This window comes from Clostridium rectalis (assembly GCF_900626095.1).
In the GTDB taxonomy this organism is placed as follows: domain Bacteria; phylum Bacillota; class Clostridia; order Clostridiales; family Clostridiaceae; genus Clostridium_AS; species Clostridium_AS rectalis.
The window spans coordinates 339,365-359,497 of sequence record NZ_UYZZ01000001.1 but is presented as its reverse complement, the minus strand read 5'-3'; the positions used below and the strand labels follow the sequence as shown (position 1 = coordinate 359,497).

Here is a 20,133-nt window from a genome sequence, read left to right as displayed (position 1 = left end):
TTAATATAATTCTTCAATTATTTCTTCAATTATTTCTCTTTCATCAAAATGAATTGTTTTATCCTTTAAAATTTGATAATCTTCATGACCCTTTCCCGCTACTACAATTACGTCGTCTTTTTGGGCTATCTCCATTGCTTTTTTTATAGCATCTCTTCTATTTTCTACTAACATATAATTATCTTTTTTTATTCCACTTTTTATATCCTCTATAATATCCAATGGCTCTTCTGTTCTAGGATTATCTGAGGTTATAATAGCTATATCACTAAGAATAGATCCTAATTGTCCCATTATAGGTCTTTTAGTTTTATCCCTATCTCCTCCACATCCAAACACACTTATAAGTCTACCCTTTGTAAATTCTCTAGCTGTTCTTAGTATATTTTCCAATCCATCTGGTGTATGTGCATAATCAACTATAACTTCATACCCCAATTTATAGGATTTAGTAACAATTTCACATCTTCCAGGAACTCCAACCATATCTTCTAACCCTTTTTTAACTTTATCAATTCCAATTCCTTCATTTAAACAAGCTAGAGCACTCCCTAAAGCATTCATAATATTATATCTTCCTGGTATATTTAAATTAAATCTTACTTCTTTATCGGCAAATTTAACAGTGAACTCCACACCACGTGAATGCATTTCTATATCATAAGCCTGAAAATCGGATTTATTATCTATAGAATAAGTATATTTTTTATTTGCACAATCCTTAATTACTCTATTACCATATTTATCATCTATATTAATTATAGAATTTTTACTATTTTTAAATAAAATAAGCTTAGAATTATAATAATTTTCAAAGGTTTTATGAAAGTCTAAATGATCTTGAGTTAAATTGGTGAATATTGCCTCTGAAAAATTTATACCATATACTCTATCTAAATAAAGGGAGTGAGATGATACTTCCATAACACAGTAATCTATCTTAGATTCTACCATCTCTTTAAACAATTTATGAATTTCTAATGATTCTGGGGTTGTTCTATCTGAATTTATTTTTTTACTGCCTATATAATTTGTTATAGTACCTAAAAGTCCTACTTTATAACCTGCCTCTTCTAAAATAGATTTTATCATAAATGTGGAAGTTGTCTTCCCATTAGTACCAGTTACACCTATAATTTTTAATTTATCTTTAGGATTTTTATAGAAATTTGAAGAACATACTGCCATTACCTTTCTGCTATCTTTTACTTTAATCACTGTACACTCAGGCATAAATTCTAATTCTTTATCGCAAATTACAGCGATAGCACCCTTATCCCAAGCGGCTTTTATATATTTATGTCCATCAGTACTATATCCTTGAATTGCAAAAAATAGATCTCCATTTTTTATTTTTCTTGAATCATAATGCATATCACATATTTCTATGTTTTCTTCTCCATTTAATAATTCATAATCTACATTCTTTAATACTTCTTTTAATTGCATAATAACTACACCTCTCTATAAAAGTTGGTTATTTACCATATTACAATATAACAGTGAACGGATTCATCCGTTCACTGTAATTAATCAGCCATCTCCTCTAATTTTACAAATACTGTAGTACCTTTTGTAACTTCTTCTCCAGGTTTTTTGTTTTGGTCATTTACAAGCCCACTTCCTGTATATTGTAATTTTAATCCAATACTATTTAACATTTGAGATGCTCTTTGTACAGTACAGCCTTTTACATTTGGAACTACCACTACTTTATTATAATTTGATGTATCTTTTGTGTAAAGTACAACTTTTGCTCCTTCCTTTACTGTATACCCTGGTTTAGGGTTTATATCCGTGACATACTCCCCATTAGATTCTATTTTATAATCCAATTTATTATCCTTTAATATTTTCTGTGCCTCATTTTTTTTCAATCCCCTTACTTCTGGTATTATAACATCTCTTTTTAAGCTATCAGCTAATTCTCCAGAGGACTCATCAGAATTAAATGCCATATAATTAAATATGTCATCAAATACCTGTTTAGCTGCTGGTGCTGCAGTTTGAGATGCATAATAGCCTGACGGTCCTGATGCATCCGGTTCGTCCACAGAAACAAAAACTGTTATTTTAGGTTTATCAGCAGGTGCCATCCCTACAAAAGATGAAATATACATTCCATCTCCATATCTTCCATTTAAAACTTTTTTAGCAGTACCTGTTTTACCACCAATATGATAGCCTTCAATGAAAGCATTTCCTCCACCACCTTCAGAAACAACCTTTTCTAAGTATCCTCTAAGGGTAGACATTTTGTTTGAATCCAATATTTCTTTTTCCCCATAATTATCAAACTTTTTATCTGTTATTTCTTTTCCATTTTCCTCATCATAATGAGCCAATTCTTTTAAAACATGTGGCCTAATCCATTTTCCTCCATTAGCCACAGCATTAAATGCTGCCATATATTGAACCATAGAAACCGTATTAGTCTGTCCAAAGGATATTGTTGCTAAATCCACCTCTGTTATACTCGAAGTTTTCTTTATAATCCCTTTAGCTTCACCAGGTAAATCCACTCCTGTTTTCTTTCCAAAACCAAATTTTTCTATATAATCATTTAACTTTTCTTTCCCAATTTTCTTTCCTAATTCTATAAACCCAACGTTACAAGAATTTTTTAGTATGTCTGGAAAACTTTGCGATCCATGTCCTCCACTTTTCCAACAATGAATAGTATTTTTTCCTATTTTAGTGGCACCACCACAAACAAATCTATCACTATCTGATACTGAATTCTCAGACAAGGCAGTAGCCGCTGTTACAACTTTAAATATTGACCCTGGCTCAAATGTATCATTTACAGCTCTATTTCTCCACATAGCTTGAAGCTCATCACTAGTTTTACCCTCCACCCATGGATCATTTGGATTGTAGTCAGGCTTATTTACTAAAGCTAATATCTCTCCAGTATTAGGATCCATAGCCATAATTGAAACATTTTTAGCATTATTATCTTTCAAAGCTTGGTCTGCTGCTTTTTCGCAAAAGTGCTGAACCATTTCGTCTATAGTTAAAACTACATCTTTTCCATCCTCAGGTTTAGTAAATTCTGAAATAACATAAGGAAGCTCACTAGATCTGCCACTATCCATTTCCGAAATTCTCCTACCAGGTTTTCCTGAAAGTATTGAATCATACATCATTTCTACTCCTGTTAACCCTTTACCATCTGAATTAGTATGTCCAAGAACATGCGCTAAAAAATTATTGTTCGGATAGTATCTTTTTGTATCCGCAGATACTATAACCCCCCTAATTTTTAAAGCACTAACTTTATCTGCCATGGGTTTTTCTATTCTTCTTTTTAGTGTAGCAGAACCATATGGTATACCATTAGGAAGTTTTTTATTTATGATTTTTACAATGTCCTGAGACTCCATATCTAAAACTTTTGAAAGACGATCTGAAACTTCCTGTACAGATAATTTATTTGTATCCATAGTTTGCCTTAATGTATTTAAATCTAAATCCACTCTATATACATTAGCGCTTACAGCTAATTCATTGCCATTTCTATCTAATATTCGTCCTCTTTTAGCATCTATTTTTACTTCACTTGTCCACTGCTCTATAGCCATATTTTCGTATTCCGGTGATTTTTTAATCATTATGTAGGAGAGCCTTCCTATAAGAGCTGTAAATAAAAATGTTAATCCTATAAATATTAAAAATAATCTTTTTTTAATAACAACCTTATCTCTATATATTTTTTTGTCCAAGATTTATACCTCCGTTAAAATAACTTGCTGAACCACTTTTTAAAGATATTTTCCTCAGTTTTTTTAACATCACTTTTCTGTTGATTTTTAAAAACTTCTTTATTCAAGTCACAATATACAATAGAATTTTTTGATGGCTTTGTCATTTTTAGTTTCTTTGTAGCTATATCTTCTATATACTGTATATTATTATATTTAACAAGTTCCACCTTTAAGTTTTCATTATTTTTATTTAGCTTAGTTATTCCTTTATTTATATTATTTAAATTCTGCTGCATATTGTAGATATAACTATATCTAGATAATAAAGCTACCCCTATAATAAAAGCTATAGATATACTTTTGATAGTTTTAGCTTTCTTTTGTATACTTTTGTTTTTTTTCTTTAATATTTTAGATCTATTTTGTTTTTTCTTGGACTTCTCTTTTTTAATTTCAGGTTCAACCTGTGGAGCAAGAGCAGTATTCCCTCTTATATATTCTTCATTCCCTGATACTATCACTTTATTCACTCTCCTTTATAATTAGAACAACAAGTTCTTAAAGCTTTTCTGCTACCCTAAGCTTTGCACTCCTACTTCTTGGATTTATCTCCACCTCATCTTTTGACGGTTCTATAGGTTTTCTAGTTTTAATTTTTATAGATGGTTTTTTCCCACATATACACATAGGAAAATCACTAGGACAAGTACACGGATTGGCTAGTTCTTTATATTTGTTTTTTATTATTCTATCTTCAAGTGAATGAAATGTTATTATAGCCATTCTTCCATTTTTATTTAAATACTTTATTCCCTGCTCAACTGTATTGTTTAATATTTCCAATTCTTTATTAACTTCAATTCTAATAGCTTGAAATGTTCTTTTCGCTGGATGTGGTCCTTCTCTTCTAAACCTGGCTGGTATAGCTTCTTTAATAATGTCAGCTAATTGTAATGTAGTTTTTATTTCTTCTTTATTTCTTCTTTCAATAATAAATTTTGCAATTCTTTTATGAAAATTATCTTCTCCATATTCCTTAATTATTTTATCAAGTGCTTCCTCACTATATGTGTTTACAACATCATGAGCTGATAAACTATTTCTCCTATCCATTCTCATATCAAGAGGAGCATCTTGCATATAGCTAAACCCTCTTTCTTTTTGGTCTAATTGATAAGATGAGACCCCTAAATCCATAAGTATTCCATCTACTTTTTCTAAACTAAGTTCTTTTAATATTTTCTCTATATTGTAAAAATTATTATGTACATATGTTACGTTACTATAATCCTTCAACTTTTCTTTTGCTGCATTTAAGGCATCTTCATCTTGATCTATTCCAATTAATTTTCCTTTAGCAGATAATTTTTTTAATATTTCAGATGAATGTCCTGCTCCACCTAATGTGCAATCTACATAAATTCCATCTTCTTTTATATCCAATGCCTCTATTGATTCATTTAATAGTACAGATACATGTTTAAATTTCATAATATATTCTCTCCATCCTTTTATTGAATTCTCAATTATAAATTTAATTTGTTTATTGCTTTAATTTAATACTAAATTCCCAACTCGCACATCTTCTCTGCTATCTCTTCAAAATCTATATTAGATTCATTATATTCTTGCCATTTTTCTTTACTCCATATCTCTATTCGAGTTGACACTCCTATACTTACTATATCCTTTTTTATATTTCCATACTCTAAAAGATTTTGGGGTATTAAAGCCCTGCCTTGTTTGTCCATATAAACCTCATTAGCTCCAGAGAAAAAAAATCTAACAAATGCTCTAGCATTTTTACTAGTTAATGGAAGTTTTTTCAACTTTTCTTCCAGTATATTCCACTCAGATAATGGATAAATATATAAACATCCATCTAAACCTTTCGTTAAAATAAACTTTTCCCCTAATTCCTCTCTAAACTTAGCAGGAATAATCATTCTATTTTTAGCATCTATAGCATGTGCATACTCCCCAATAAACATTTCTGCACCCCTATTTCCTATTTCTCTCCACTTTCAACCACTTTAATCCACTTATTTTACTATTCTATAATAAAACAAAATTTCCTTCTTTTAAAGAGTTTTTTAATAAAAATTTTAAAAGCATTAAACTTTATAAATCGATTTATATTTATAATATTTTCCTTACAAATCAGTATATGCTGTGTAATTTTTTGAATAAAAACACACTTTATCTTAATTAAATAGAATATATTTATTATAAAATTAAATTTCATCTGTTTTTTCTCCTAATATCCTACAATTTTTTTAATAATAATTAATTACTTGTATAAACTATTATATTATATCCATATTAAAACTTTAGATTAGGAGGCATTAAAATTGAAATGTATGAAAAAATTATACAAAACGAATTTTAGAGGATTAAATAGAAAAGATAAAATTTGTATCTCAGGACTAATTGTATTAACTTTCATAAGAGGAATTTGTATAGGTATGTATTTAAATGAAAAATAATATACTATTAACAAAAACACTGTGCAATAAATTATATTGTTGCACAGTGTCCTCTATTTATTTTTTATAAAATTCTTTTATTTTTTCGCATACATAATCCACTTCTTCTATAGTTATTTCTGGATATATAGGTAAGGCTAACACATTCTTACAAGCTTTTTCTGCCACTGGAAAATCTCCTTCTTTATAGCCTAAATAACTGAAACATTTTTGAAGATGTAATGGAATTGGATAATATATACTTGTTCCTACACCATTTTCTTTTAAATATTTATTAAGATTATCTCTATCCTTGCATAATATATTGAATACATAATATACAGGCTCTTGTTCCCCTTTTATCTTAGGTAATTTTATATATTCTATATCCTTTAATCTCTCTTTATACCACTCACTAATAATTTCTCTTTTTCTTATAGCTCCCTTAATGTATTTCATCTTTACAAGTAATATTGCTGCCTGCAATGTATCTAGCCTAGAATTGTATCCTATATAATCATAGTGATATTTTACACTGGCTCCATGGACTCTATATATTTTAGTAAGTTCATCCAATCTATCATTATTAGTGATTATCATTCCACCATCACCATAGCCTCCCAAAGTTTTAGTTGGGAAGAATGAAAAAATGCCCATATCGCCTATAGTACCTGCATATCTATAAAAGTCTCCATTCCCCTTCCATTTCATTCCAAAAGCTTCTGCAGCATCCTCTAATACAAATAAATTATATTTTTTTGCTAACTCCATTATATTATCCATATTTGCCATTTGACAAAATAGATGTATTGGAAGTATACCACAAGTGTCTTTTGTTATTCTTTCCTCTATTTTAGTAGTATCTATATTAAATGTATCTTCGTCTATATCTACAAAAACTGGTTTAGCATCATGTTTAGCTATACAAGAAGCGGATGCTAAAAAAGTAAAAGGTGAAGTTATTACCTCTTTATCTTTTTTAAATCCTAATATATCCGATGCAATAACAAGTGCATCTGTGCCAGAAGCAACTCCTATAGCATGTTTTACTTCAGTAAAATTTTCAATTTCTGTTTCAAGATCCTTTACTTCCTTACCTAAAGTTTGTATCCCATCTACTAAAACTTTTTCTATAGCTTCTTGAAACTCTTGTTTCTTTTCACAGTATTCTCTTTTTGAAGTGTAAAACCCTACTCTCATAATTATCCCCTCCATATATTTATTATATATAGTAAAAAATAAATTAATGCATTTACAAAACTTTATTACTCTTTAAACTTCTTACAACTGGATTATTTTAAAATTGATTCTACTTTCTTTATAAGATTATCAACTACATATTTAGCATCATCTAATGATAAAATTGAATACACTGGTAAACTTATTTCATTTTTATACTGATTGTATGAATTAGGATAATCTTCTATTTTATATCCTAAGTTTTTATATAATGTAAACATAGGAAGAGGTATAAAATGCACATTAGTAGCTATATCCATTTCAGCTAATTTTTCTATAACCATATCTCTTTGCTTTTCTTCAAATCCTCTTATTCTTAGAGGATATAAATGATATGATGTCTCCATAACCTGATCTTCATCAAATGGAATTATAGCCCATGGCTTATCCTTTAACGCATTAGTGTATATATTAAATATTTCTTTACGTATCTTTAGCATGTTTTCATAACGCTTTAATTGAATAATTCCAATAGCTGCCTGTATATCTGTCATATTGCATTTAAATCCATCTGTTAATATATCATATTTCCATGCTCCAGCTTTCATTTTACTAAGGGCATCTTTTGTCTGTCCTTGAAGAGCAGTATACTTAAGTTCTCGGAAAAGATCCTCCTTGCCATGGAAGTTATTATCATTATAGGTTATAGCTCCCCCTTCTGCTGTTGTTAAATTCTTCACTGCATGAAAAGAAAATACATGAAAATCATATTGAGCTCCCACTTTATTTCCCTTATATGATGCCCCAAAAGCATGGGCTGAGTCGCATATTAATATTATATCTTCTCTATTCTTTTTTCTTAAAATCTCTCTTACCTTGTCATAATCTACTGGTACTCCAGCAAAATCCACTGTTATTATAGCTTTAGTTTTAGGAGTAATAGATTCTTCTAATTTATTTAAATCCATTAAAAAACTATCTTTTGCCACATCTACAAAAGTAGGTTTTATTCCTCTATGAAGTATTACATTAGATGTTGCAGTATAGGTATAAGGAGTTGTTATAATTTCATCTCCTTCTTTAATGTTAAATACCTTCAGAATAAGTTCCATTCCAGCAGTAGCACTAGCTACTCCAACTGCATGATTTGCATTACAATAATTTTTCATATCCTCTTCAAATTGAGCTAATTTAGGTCCAGAGGTAATCCATCCAGATTCTAAAACTTTTACTACCTCTTCTATCTCCTCTTTAGTTATATCCGGTGGTGAAAATGGTATTTTCTTATTCATAATAATTCACTCCTTATTTTATATTAAACTATGCTCTTTAAACATAGTCTATTTCCTTCCTTTATTACTATCCTTTTCTGAAATATATAAACCAGTATCTTTTGTTATATAAATTTTCCCAAAGTCATTTATACTTTTGTTTATATATTCATATAGTTTTCCTAATTTTTCTTCATTAAACTCCTGCTTTATATTCCCAGGCATAGAGAATATATAATCAACAAGTGGAGTTGCTTTTGTTAGCTTTAAACTATCCTCATATCTTTTTAACTTTATATTATCAAAAAATTTACTTAATATATCTTTCCCATTCTCTAATTGAAATTTTTTAGTTAGATAAAAACTTTCGTTTTTTAAAATATTTTCATCTATTTCAGATATCATCTGCCTCATTTCCTTCATATGACTCTCTCCAACTGTTGAAGCATAAAACCTTCCTTCGGGTTTTAAAACCCTCTTAATCTCAGACAATGCTTTGTCTACATTGTCAACATGATAAAGCATATGATTTGCTATAACTATATCAAATTTATTATCTTCATATGGAATGTTTTCAGCATTTACTACTTTAAACTTAAACTTTCCTGCCTTATTCTCTAAATTATTTTTTGCATCCTTTAACATTCCTTGCGAATAATCAGTTAACACAATACCTAAATCTTTAGGTATATATTTTAAATTTTTCACCCAAAATGTAGCATCTCCACAGCCTAATTCCAGTACAGTGTCCTTATCTTTTAAATTCAATTGTTGAAAACACCACTGCATCCATCCTTGCTTATTTGAACTAAATTTTTCATGTAAATTTATTCTAGCTCTTAAATTAGACGCATTTTTGTATTGTTCTACCCATTTTTTATCCATACTAAGCACATTTATTATATTTATGAATTTGTTCCAATTTAAAGTATCTTCTTCATTTACCATGTGAATAGTTTCATCAATAGCCTTTACTACAGTAAACATATGTCTAATTTTTTCTTCTATAATTTGCTTTTGAATATATAATGATTTTTTAAAATCTTTATCGTTTATATCGTATTTCATAATATCGCCAATTTCTTCAAGGGATAATCCTATGAATTTTAAAGTTAATATTTTTTGAAGTTTAGCAAAGTCCTGCTTACTATATAACCTATATCCTAATTCACTATAATCAGTGGGAACTAATAAACCTATTTTATCATAATATCTTAAAGTTCTTATGGTAACTCCTGCTTTTTTAGCAAACTCTCCAACACTAAATAATTTTTCAGTATTACTTTCCATAATTACCACCTCTGTTTTCTTTATTTTACCCCATGACCTTAGGTAATGGTCAATAGCTTTTTAATAAAAAAAGTATATAATAACTAAAAGCTACTATATACTCTCTTTTTTATATATTTAACTTTATTACTGTTTTTTTATAGATTGTTTTTTACTGGTGGCATTATGATTCTTAGCCGTTTCTCTTGTTAGTGGTGTATCCCAATTACATTTTTCCATTCTCTTTAATTTATTGTCCACTTGACTATCCTTTGCCATATCGTTGGTTGTATTAACCTTTCCTCCTTTCAGCATTAATATAATTATTATTACCCTTTGTATAAAATATATTATTTAAGCTTGTCTAACATAGCTTCCATATCATCTTTTTTCAAAGGCTTACTAAAATAGTAGCCCTGTATTTTAAAACAATTCAGATTCTTTAAAACATCTAATTGTTGTCTATATTCTACTCCTTCTGCTACCACATCTAAATTTAAGATAGTTGCAAGTTCTATTATACACTTTATTATTGCTTTTTCATTTTCATTGTAGCATATATTATCTATGAAACATTTATCTATTTTTAAAGTATCCATAGGCAATATTCTAAGATAATTTAATGAAGAATATCCTTTCCCAAAATCATCTAAAGCAATTCTTACGCCCATTTTTTTTAATTTTTTTAAAGTTTCGATATTACACTTTAATGAATCCATTAATATATTTTCTGTAATTTCTAGTTCTAGATTTTCAGGTCTTAATTTACTATTATCTAATGCGTTTTTGATCTGCGTTACAAAATCCTCTTTTTCTAATTGGATTGCCGATATATTAACAGCCATATAATTATAATTATATCCTTTTTCTTTCCATATTTTATTTTGCTTACAAGCAGTTAATAAAATCCACTCCCCCATTTCATTTATTAATCCTGTTTTCTCCGCTATTTTAATAAATTCACTAGGAGGTATTATACCTAATTCTTTACTGTTCCATCTAACCAATGCTTCCATTGAACAAATCTTACCAGTAGATATATCAATTTGAGGTTGATAATAAAGTTCTAATTCCTCTTTAATTATTGCATCTCTTAAATTTTTTTCTATTTTTATTTCTCTTAATTCTTCATTATAATTTAAATTTTCCAATTTACTCATTTTTTCAAGTCCTTTAATATAAATTTAAATTAAGATTTAAGCTAATTCATATAATTATTTTTAGATTTATACTATTAATATATTTATATATAGTATAAATGTTAAAAAAGGACTTTATCACAATTGAATTAATTCTATGTGACAAGCCCTTTTTTTTATTAATAATATCCCTTAGTTTCACTTTATTAAAATAATACCATTTTATTTGAATTTAACTTTATAGAAATAATATAATTTAAAATATATTTTTAAAAATTTCAATAATTGTTAAACATAAAGTTAATGTAAATATTACTGGAATTCCTATTTTATCATATTTTCTAATTTTAGATGTTATATCTAAATTTAGAATATTTTTCTTATACCATAATATATACATCCATATAGGGACAAATGAAAATATTTTAATATATTTAATTTGTATACAAAAAACATCCATATATAATATTAAACTAATAAAAGTCGCGATAAATAAATAAACTCTCCAAACTTTACGCATAATTAAAAGGTTCCTAAAAATTTATTAAATTCTTTACCATAATATAATTTTTTTACAGCCTTTGTAAATGGTCTTCCATGATTTAAAGTACTATCATCATAATAGTAATAAATTTTATAACTAAAATATAATTGATGAATATTATCATCTATATATTTAGCTATAACTCCAGGTATTCCTCCTCCAACTATTCCTGTTGCCGCAGATATTGCTGCTGTAGTACCTGCTAGTGTCATACCACTAACATTTATTTTTCTTTCTTTATAATTGTACTGTCTCCATGCTGGTGGCAATATATTACTTTCTAATGTTTCCGTCTCTATAATTTTATTATTCAAATAGAGAGTATCATTTTTAATATCATATTTTGCAATTTCCTTACCATTTTTAGTTTCCATTATTACAATTCTTTCATCTTCTTGAAATAAGTATTCATACTTAACTAATTCATCATTAATCATTAAATATTCTACTTTATTATTCTTATTATCATTAGTAAATAATTTATAATCATAATTATTTTGTATATGTTTATCCTCTATAGATTTAGCATGTACACCCTGTATAACTAAGTTTGAGCTTAAAAAGAGCCCACAGATAAAAAGTGATATTACTTTATTTTTTTTATTCATTTTACAAATCCCTCATAATTATATTTTTATAATTTTCATAAAATTCTCTATATACAATTATATAAATATTAAGTGTGAATATCAAATGTTTTTATTTAAATATTTTCCTCCTTTCTTCAAATTAAGAATTTAAAATATATAAAAAAAAGCATTTAGAAATATTATTTCTAAATGCTTTTTATCTTCACAAAATAAATTATAAATTATACGTTAAATCTAAATAAAACTATATCTCCATCCTGCATTTCGTATTCTTTTCCTTCAAGTCTATAGTATCCTTTTTCCTTAGCGGCAGCTTCTGAGCCACATTCTATTAACTTATCATAAGACACTACTTCTGCTCTAATAAATCCTCTTTCAATATCTGTATGTATTTTACCTGCTGCCATTGGGGCCTTAGTTCCTAATTTTATAGTCCAAGCTCTAACTTCATCTGATCCAGCTGTTAAAAAACTCATAAGTCCTAATAATTTATAGCTAGCTTGTATAAGCTTATTAAGTCCAGGTTCCTCTATGCCATACTCAGATAACATTTCCTTTTTCTCCTCTTCATCTAATGTAGATAATTCCTCTTCTATTTTTGCGCTTATTACAACTACTTCTGAACCTTCCTTTTTAGCATATTCTTTAACTTTTTTTACATAGTCATTTTCCACATTTCCAGATACTAAATCTTCTTCAGAAATATTTCCTGCATATAAGACAGGTTTTGATGTAATTAAAAATAATCCTTTTACTATTTCATTTTCTTCTTCTGTAACCTCTAAAGTTCTCACAGGTTTTTCCGCTTCTAAATGAGCTTTTACCCTTTCCATTAAAACAAGTTCTTCCTTAGATTTTTTATCTCCGCCTCTTGCCATCTTTAAAGTTTTTTCAATTCTTCTATCTAAAATTTCTAAATCAGATAATATAAGTTCTAAGTTTATAGTCTCTATATCTCTTATAGGATCTATACTTCCTTCCACATGTACTACGTTTTCATCATTAAAACATCTTACAACATGAACTATAGCTTCAACTTCTCTTATATGAGATAAAAACTTATTTCCTAATCCTTCTCCCTTACTTGCACCCTTTACTAGCCCTGCTATATCATAAAATTCTATAGTTGCATATATCTTCTTTTTAGGATTATACATTTTTTCAAGCACATCTAATCTTTTATCAGGTACAGTAACTACTCCAACATTGGGTTCTATAGTACAAAATGGATAGTTCGCTGCTTCAGCTCCTGCACTGGTAATAGCATTAAATAAAGTACTCTTACCTACATTTGGTAAGCCAACAATTCCTAATTTCATATTGTGTATCCAGTCCTTTCCTACCTTTAGTTAATTCCTTCTAAAATTATACTCTACTACAGCTTTTATTTCAATATAACCCTTATATTTTGCGTTTATGTATTATCATAGTATAATTATTATATGGAATTTTACTAAAATATTTTTGAAAAGGAGATATTATGGAAACTTTTAAAAACACAAATTTTAAAACTAAATATAGTAAATTTGATAAAATTTTAAATAATTTATATTTATCTTATAAAAATATAAAAGAAAATAAATTATTTAAATATAGTTTTATAATCATATTAATAAAAACATTACTATTTGTATTACTTATTTCTAGTGACAAGGCAGTTAGCATTAATGCAAATACAGTACTTCATAGTGTTCCGCCTATATTGGTATACATAAGCTTTATATGCTTAATATTTTCCTTCAGCTTCTTATTTAATGGAATACCACAGCTATGTTATTTTATATTAACAAATATAATCTTAACTATAATATATATAGGTGACATTTGGTATTATAGAAGTAATCATTCTTTTTTAAGCTACCATCTTTTAAAAGCTACTTCCAACTTAAATAACTTAGGTGATAGCATATTTGCTATGTCACGATCAATAGATATTTTATTTTTATTAGATATAATATTTATAATTTTTATATCTTTAAAGGATCTAAAAATGTATAAAAGATGTAAGAGGAATTTAACCAGTTTTTTTATTTTATTTTTATTACCTATTCTGTATTTAGTTTATGCTCATTATAAAGTAGATATATTAAAAAAAGGTTATGAAAATCAAATTCTCTTTAAAGGAAGTTGGACTCAAAATCAAACTATGGCTTCCCTTACCCCAATTGGATATCATATTTTTGATATATATACATTCTATAAAGAATCTCAACCATATATTATAGATGATAATGAAAAAATTCAAATAGATAATTGGTTTAAATCTAAATCTGTTACTCTACCTGACAATAGATATAAAGGTATATTTAAAGATAAAAATTTAATAATACTTCAAGTGGAATCTTTGGAAAATTTTGTTGTTGGACAAAAAATACAAAACCAAGAAATTACTCCTAATTTGAATAAGCTATTAAAAAATAGTTTATATTTTGACAATTATATAGAACAAACACATAATGGTACAACCTCCGATGCTGAACTTTTAACTAATACCTCTATTTATCCTGTACGCAGTGGGAGTACTTTTTTTAGATATCCAGGAAATACATATGTAAATTCATTGCCAAATATTATGAAAAGACTAGGTTATAATACTGTAGCCTGCCATCCTGATAAAGGCTCTTATTGGAACTGGCTTCCTGCATTAAAATCCATAGGCTTTGATAAATGTTATGATTCAAGCTCTTTTAACTCAGATGAAGTTATAGGCCTTGGGATAAGCGATAAAAGCTTTTTAAATCAATTACCAGATATATTAGAAAAAGAAAAACAACCTTTTTATAGTTTTTCAATAACTGTTACTAGTCATTCTCCTTTTAATCTTCCTAAGGAATATGAAGAATTAAAACTTAACTCTTCCTTTAATGAAAGTAGAATGGGAAAATATTTTCAATCAATACACTATACAGATAAACAAATAGGCAATTTTTTAAATATTTTAAAGAAAAAAAATCTATTAAATAATTCTGTGGTAGTTTTATATGGGGACCATGAAGGAGTCCATAAATTCTTTGATGATGAAATAAATTCTATGTCACAAAAGGAAAAATGGTGGGATAATAATTTAGAAATTCCACTAATAATATATTCTAAAGACATAAAGGGAGAAACTATATCTACAACTGGTGGACAAGTTGATCTGCTTCCCACTTTAAGTTACCTTATGGGAGCCAATTCCTCTGATTATTTATTAAGCTCTATAGGGAGGAATCTATTAAACACAAAATTAGATTTTGCAGTAACCTCTACAGGAAAATATATTGGCAAAGAAACTAAAAAATTAAATAAAGAATTTTTTCTTAAAGGTATTACTATTAGTGATAAAATAATAAGAGCAAACTATTTTAAAAAGTAGGTGAATTTTATGGACTTTACACTTCCTAAATGGTGTTTAATATTTATATTTATTTGTATTTTGATCCCTATATTTTCTATAGAAAGTATAGTCCCATGGTTTATATTTATATTCTTTTCATCAAAATGTATAAAATCAAGTACAAATAATTCTTTTCCCACAAAAGTGAAATTAACCAAATGTATTATTTACACTTCTATAGCAATTTTACTAGGTGCACTATTTAACATACTTGTTTTAAAAGGTACCTCTTTCTTTTTAAATAATATTTTAAGATAATATAAGGGTCTGCTATAAAGCAGCCCCTTATTTATACACTTAAACACATCATAAAAAATAATATATTTATAGATTATTTATTTTAGAATTAATATAAACCTTTTTTATAATACTAAACATAACTAATTATATTACTGAAATATTCTAACTTATTTTTATCCTATGTAAAGTAAGGACATTACGGAAAAGAAATGGCACACGCTTCCCCCTAATACAAATAAATGCCATATGGCGTGATTAAAAACTATTTTGTCCTTAATAAAAAAGTATGATCCTAGTGTATATAATAATCCACCAACTACTAGACATGCTAAACCACTAATTGTCATTATATTATATAAAGGTTTTATTGCTAATATTATAATCCAACCCATAATAATATATAACAGTGTTGATAGTATTTCTTTTTTTCCTGTATAAAATGCTTTTAAAACAATTCCAAATATAGCACATCCCCAAACTATACCAAATATTGACCATCCTATATACCCTCTTAATACCGTTAAACAATATGGTGTATAAGTACCTGCTATGAGTAAAAATATAGACATATGATCAAATTTTCTAAATAATTTTTTTACTTTTTTACCTGGTAAACTATGATAAAGTGTTGATTCCAAATAAAGAATGACTAACGTTGAACCATATATAGAAAAACTTACTACATGCCACACTGTCCCCTTAATACAAGCAAACACTATTAATATTACTAAGGCGGATATTGCTAAACAAGTACCTAAACCATGAGTTAATGCATTCATTATCTCTTCTTTTTTAGTATAGAAATTTCCTTCCAAATTATCACCCGAATTCTATTTAATAGTTTAACTTATTATATCACATATATTATAAATTTATTATCTTTGTACAAAATAAATAATAGGATTTCCCATAGGGAAATCCATGTTACTTCATTTTTAAATAGTTAAATAATTTGATTTTATATTTTTTTAAAACCCTCTTTTCTTTCCGTATTTCTTCAGCTCTTTTTCTGCCAAATCTAATACATCTTTAAAACTAATATTACCATCACCCATTAAAGTATCCACTGCTTCTTCTATATTTTTCATAGTATATATATGAAAATTACCCTTTTCAATCTCATCTTCTACTTCTTTAGATAAAACTAAATTGTCAATATTAGAATAGGGTATTAAAACCCCTTTGCCATGTGTTGTATCTACTATATTGCAAACTTTAAAAAAACCTTCTATTTTATCATTTACTCCTCCTATTGGTTGAACTTCACCTAACTGATTTACAGAGCCTGTAACTGCAATGTTTCCCTTTATACCAATTTTACTTAAAGAAGATAACATAGCTATTATTTCTGCAACTGAAGCACTATCTCCATCTACTTTTCCATATACCTGTTCAAAACTAAGATGAAAATCCACTGGCAACTTTCCATAATCACCTAAAAGCCCATTAATATATCCATTTAATATATTTATAGCCTTACTGTGTATTTTTCCACTTAACTCCGAATCTTTTTGCACATCTATTATACTTCCATCGCCTTTATAACATCTACAGGTTATTCTTACAGGTTTTCCAAACCTCAAGTATCCTGCGTCCAACACAGTTAACCCATTTACTTCCCCCACTACCTTGTCTTTAACATTTATATATATCTTATTTTCCTTAAAAGTTTCCAGAATCTCTTTTTGTATTGTTTCTTCCTCATAAAGTATTTCTCTTATATCATTACTATCAATAAAATCCTTATTTTGATTTTTTACCTTGTTATTTGTAAGCATTAATAATTTATTTAGTTCATATCCATCAAAATAAAATCTATTTTGATCCTCCGCTCTTCTAGATAAAAATTTTCCTATTTCTTTTATACCCTCAGCTTTTATAGGTTTTAAACTGTTTTCATAACTTATCTTTTCTATATCTTTTATGAGAGCTGCCTTTGTCTTATCATTTATTTTTACAATAGGATTAAATTCAGCTTTTAGCTTGAAAATCTTTTTAAAATCATCATCATACCTATATAATACATCATAAGTTTCGTAATCTCCAATAAGTATAACTTTTTCATTTATTTTTATAGGTTCTGGATGAAGACCATTTAAAGACAATAATTCTAAATATCCTCTGTTATGATCAATATCCACCTTTCCACTTATAAGAGATTTTTTTAAATAGTAATAAGCTGATTGATTAGCCAAAAGACTACTGAGCCTTATTATAAGACATCCCCCATTAGCTTTCAGCATAGAGCCTGCCTTTATAAGGCTCACATCTGTTATATATACTCCATTTTTATTTTCATATTCTATAGTTCCTAATAAATTGCTTAAACTAGGATCATCTTCATATATACAAACAGGTTTTTTATTCTCATTATTATCTACTAACACATTTACCATATACTTCCCTACGATCTCACCTATAGCTTCCTCATCATCCTCATAAGTAGATGAATAATTTTCGATTAATTCATCCTCTGTAGTATTGCACATATTGTCTAAATACTCCAATACCTTTCCTTCCCTATTAAAGTCTTTCCCATAGGAATCTCTTACATTTTCCATATTAACTTTATAATATTCCCTCATAAGTTTTTTTATACTCTCTATTCCTATATCTTCCTCTTCTTTTATATCATCCAATATTTTTTCTGCTTGTTTCTTCAAAATACTAACATTATCTATAATTTCAGTTTTTTTATCCTTTTCTAATGACTCATATTCTTTTTCACTCATAACCTCTCCATCATCTTTTAGAGGTATAAAAGAGAATCCCCCTTGACTAAATCTTATATCAAATCCTGTTTCTTCAGCTATTTTGATCATTTTACTTAGCAATTCGCTTCTTCCCTTTTCGATCTTATCTAAAAGTTCTTCTTTATTTTTATTATCAGAAGTATTATAAAATTCATAAGTTAATTCTAAATAAGTCTTTTTTATCTCCTCTACATAGCTTTTAAATAAATGCCCCTTTCCATTATCCACAAATAGGCCCTTAGGTTCTTTAGGATTATCATATATTACATAACATATATCTTTAGGTGGAATATCACTTGAATTCTCCTTAATAAAATTCATAATATTATTTAATTTGTCTTGTGAAAAATCATCTATTAAATATACATTATATCCTTCCTTATCAATTTCTAAAGCGGTTTTAATACTTTTATATACTTCACTATACTCTGGTATATAATCATTTGAATCTCTCCTCTGTATATTGTCAAATTCTATATTATATTTTACTTCCATGGACGTAAGTTCATTCATTATAATCCCCCCTTAATATCCATTAATATATTAATATTCCAAATCTGTGTTTTTAGGAACAAAATTTTAAAAAAGATAAAAATAAGGACTAGAAAAACTTTTACTTTTCTAGCCCTTAAAAAGATAAATATATTATTTCCTACAATTTTTACATATTTCTATAGACGCAGATGCACCTATTCTACTTGCTCCAGCTTCAATCATTTTTATAGCATCCTCATAAGTTCTCACTCCTCCTGATGCTTTAACTCCCATTTCTTTCCCTACAGTCTCTCTCATTGTTTTAATATCCTCTACTTTAGCACCTGCCTTAGAAAATCCAGTGGAAGTCTTTACAAAATCTGCGCCTACTTCTTTTGCAATTTTACAGGCAATGATTTTTTCCTCCTCTGTTAAAAGGCAAGTTTCTATTATAACTTTACTTAATGCTCTTCCTTTAGCCTTGTCCACTACCGCCTTTATATCCTCCTTAACATAATCATAATCCTTATCTTTTAATTTCCCAATATTTATAACCATATCTACTTCCCTTGCACCATTTAATATGGCATCTTCTACTTCAAAAGCTTTTACCTTAGTTGTAGTGGCTCCTAATGGAAATCCAATTACAGTACAAACCTTAACTTTACTCTCTTTTAATAAATTTGATGCTAATTTAACATAACAAGGATTAATACATACTGATGCAAATTCATTTGCAATTGCTTCTTTACATATATTTTTTATATCTTCCTCAATTGATTCAGGTTTTAACATAGTATGGTCAATCATACTAGCTAAATCACATTTATTCATACTTTAATCCCCCTAACTTTACTAATAAAACTTTAATTTAAACTATCATTAATATCTAAAATTTTACATATATATTTTATACTATTCTTTATAACTTTACAAATCTTTTAATTCAATCTTTTATTTATAAAAGAATATTAATTTACAAATAAAAGATAATATAATAATAAATATTCTTTTATAAGGTTAAACTATGAACATAAAACCTGATTTTAATATATTTTAAATTTCAAAATACTATGCTATAATGTATATAAAATGTTCTAAATATCAATTCTAACAGTATTTTAGA

At 27.5% G+C, this 20,133-nt stretch carries 17 protein-coding genes; 2 read left to right on the top strand and 15 right to left on the bottom strand.

Annotation, left to right across the window (positions count from 1 at the left end):
* The 5 genes from EJL03_RS01580 to mraZ form a co-directional block, all read right to left on the bottom strand.
* Entirely contained in the window at window positions 1-1,449 is a 1,449-nt protein-coding gene (locus EJL03_RS01580) for a UDP-N-acetylmuramoyl-L-alanyl-D-glutamate--2,6-diaminopimelate ligase (protein WP_125152214.1), read from the bottom strand.
* Between the two features lie 80 nt (window positions 1,450-1,529).
* On the bottom strand, window positions 1,530-3,725 hold the full coding sequence (locus tag EJL03_RS01575) for a stage V sporulation protein D (protein ID WP_125152213.1): 2,196 nt from the start codon (window positions 3,723-3,725) through the stop codon (window positions 1,530-1,532).
* A gap of 14 nt (window positions 3,726-3,739) precedes the next feature.
* Window positions 3,740-4,228 (bottom strand): septum formation initiator family protein, encoded by a 489-nt coding sequence (locus EJL03_RS01570; protein WP_125152212.1) that lies wholly within the window; start codon window positions 4,226-4,228, stop codon window positions 3,740-3,742.
* A 37-nt stretch (window positions 4,229-4,265) separates the two neighbouring features.
* Window positions 4,266-5,198: a 16S rRNA (cytosine(1402)-N(4))-methyltransferase RsmH gene (gene rsmH / locus EJL03_RS01565; RefSeq protein WP_125152211.1), complete on the bottom strand. Its 933-nt coding sequence runs from the start codon at window positions 5,196-5,198 to the stop codon at window positions 4,266-4,268.
* Between the two features lie 71 nt (window positions 5,199-5,269).
* Window positions 5,270-5,698, bottom strand: a complete 429-nt coding sequence (gene mraZ, locus EJL03_RS01560; protein ID WP_125152210.1) for a division/cell wall cluster transcriptional repressor MraZ — start codon at window positions 5,696-5,698, stop codon at window positions 5,270-5,272.
* A gap of 360 nt (window positions 5,699-6,058) precedes the next feature.
* On the opposite strand from mraZ, the gene EJL03_RS16550 reads away from it, so the two are divergent.
* Window positions 6,059-6,193, top strand: a complete 135-nt coding sequence (locus tag EJL03_RS16550) for a hypothetical protein (protein WP_279222045.1) — start codon at window positions 6,059-6,061, stop codon at window positions 6,191-6,193.
* Window positions 6,194-6,250: 57 nt separating this feature from the next.
* Here the strand turns inward: EJL03_RS16550 and EJL03_RS01555 are convergent, their stop codons facing one another.
* The 7 genes from EJL03_RS01555 to ychF form a co-directional block, all read right to left on the bottom strand.
* Window positions 6,251-7,372 (bottom strand): DegT/DnrJ/EryC1/StrS family aminotransferase, encoded by a 1,122-nt coding sequence (locus tag EJL03_RS01555; RefSeq protein ID WP_125152209.1) that lies wholly within the window; start codon window positions 7,370-7,372, stop codon window positions 6,251-6,253.
* A gap of 92 nt (window positions 7,373-7,464) precedes the next feature.
* Window positions 7,465-8,643, bottom strand: coding sequence for a DegT/DnrJ/EryC1/StrS family aminotransferase (locus EJL03_RS01550; RefSeq protein ID WP_125152208.1), 1,179 nt, complete (start codon window positions 8,641-8,643; stop codon window positions 7,465-7,467).
* Between the two features lie 48 nt (window positions 8,644-8,691).
* Window positions 8,692-9,912, bottom strand: a complete 1,221-nt coding sequence (locus EJL03_RS01545) for a MerR family transcriptional regulator (RefSeq protein ID WP_125152207.1) — start codon at window positions 9,910-9,912, stop codon at window positions 8,692-8,694.
* Between the two features lie 126 nt (window positions 9,913-10,038).
* Window positions 10,039-10,170 (bottom strand): hypothetical protein, encoded by a 132-nt coding sequence (locus EJL03_RS16545; RefSeq protein WP_279222044.1) that lies wholly within the window; start codon window positions 10,168-10,170, stop codon window positions 10,039-10,041.
* Between the two features lie 71 nt (window positions 10,171-10,241).
* On the bottom strand, window positions 10,242-11,051 hold the full coding sequence (locus tag EJL03_RS01540) for a putative bifunctional diguanylate cyclase/phosphodiesterase (RefSeq protein ID WP_125152206.1): 810 nt from the start codon (window positions 11,049-11,051) through the stop codon (window positions 10,242-10,244).
* A 501-nt stretch (window positions 11,052-11,552) separates the two neighbouring features.
* Window positions 11,553-12,182 (bottom strand): hypothetical protein, encoded by a 630-nt coding sequence (locus EJL03_RS01535; protein ID WP_125152205.1) that lies wholly within the window; start codon window positions 12,180-12,182, stop codon window positions 11,553-11,555.
* 203 nt (window positions 12,183-12,385) lie between these two features.
* A complete protein-coding gene (gene ychF, locus EJL03_RS01530) occupies window positions 12,386-13,483 on the bottom strand; it encodes a redox-regulated ATPase YchF (RefSeq protein WP_125152204.1) in 1,098 nt (365 codons plus the stop codon).
* Between the two features lie 161 nt (window positions 13,484-13,644).
* Between ychF and EJL03_RS01525 the strand changes: the two genes are divergently transcribed.
* Complete coding sequence (locus EJL03_RS01525; protein ID WP_125152203.1) at window positions 13,645-15,519, top strand: LTA synthase family protein; 1,875 nt, start codon at window positions 13,645-13,647, stop codon at window positions 15,517-15,519.
* Between the two features lie 434 nt (window positions 15,520-15,953).
* Here EJL03_RS01525 and trhA read toward each other — a convergent pair whose 3' ends face one another.
* The 3 genes from trhA to deoC all read right to left on the bottom strand — a co-directional run bounded on the left by trhA (window position 15,954) and on the right by deoC (window position 19,841).
* The gene (gene trhA / locus EJL03_RS01520; RefSeq protein ID WP_125152202.1) at window positions 15,954-16,595 is read right to left on the bottom strand and encodes a PAQR family membrane homeostasis protein TrhA; all 642 of its coding nucleotides are present in this window, start codon (window positions 16,593-16,595) and stop codon (window positions 15,954-15,956) included.
* Window positions 16,596-16,748: 153 nt separating this feature from the next.
* Complete coding sequence (locus EJL03_RS01515; protein WP_125152201.1) at window positions 16,749-19,049, bottom strand: AAA family ATPase; 2,301 nt, start codon at window positions 19,047-19,049, stop codon at window positions 16,749-16,751.
* Between the two features lie 129 nt (window positions 19,050-19,178).
* Window positions 19,179-19,841, bottom strand: coding sequence for a deoxyribose-phosphate aldolase (deoC, locus tag EJL03_RS01510; protein ID WP_125152200.1), 663 nt, complete (start codon window positions 19,839-19,841; stop codon window positions 19,179-19,181).
* Window positions 19,842-20,133 lie beyond the last annotated feature (292 nt).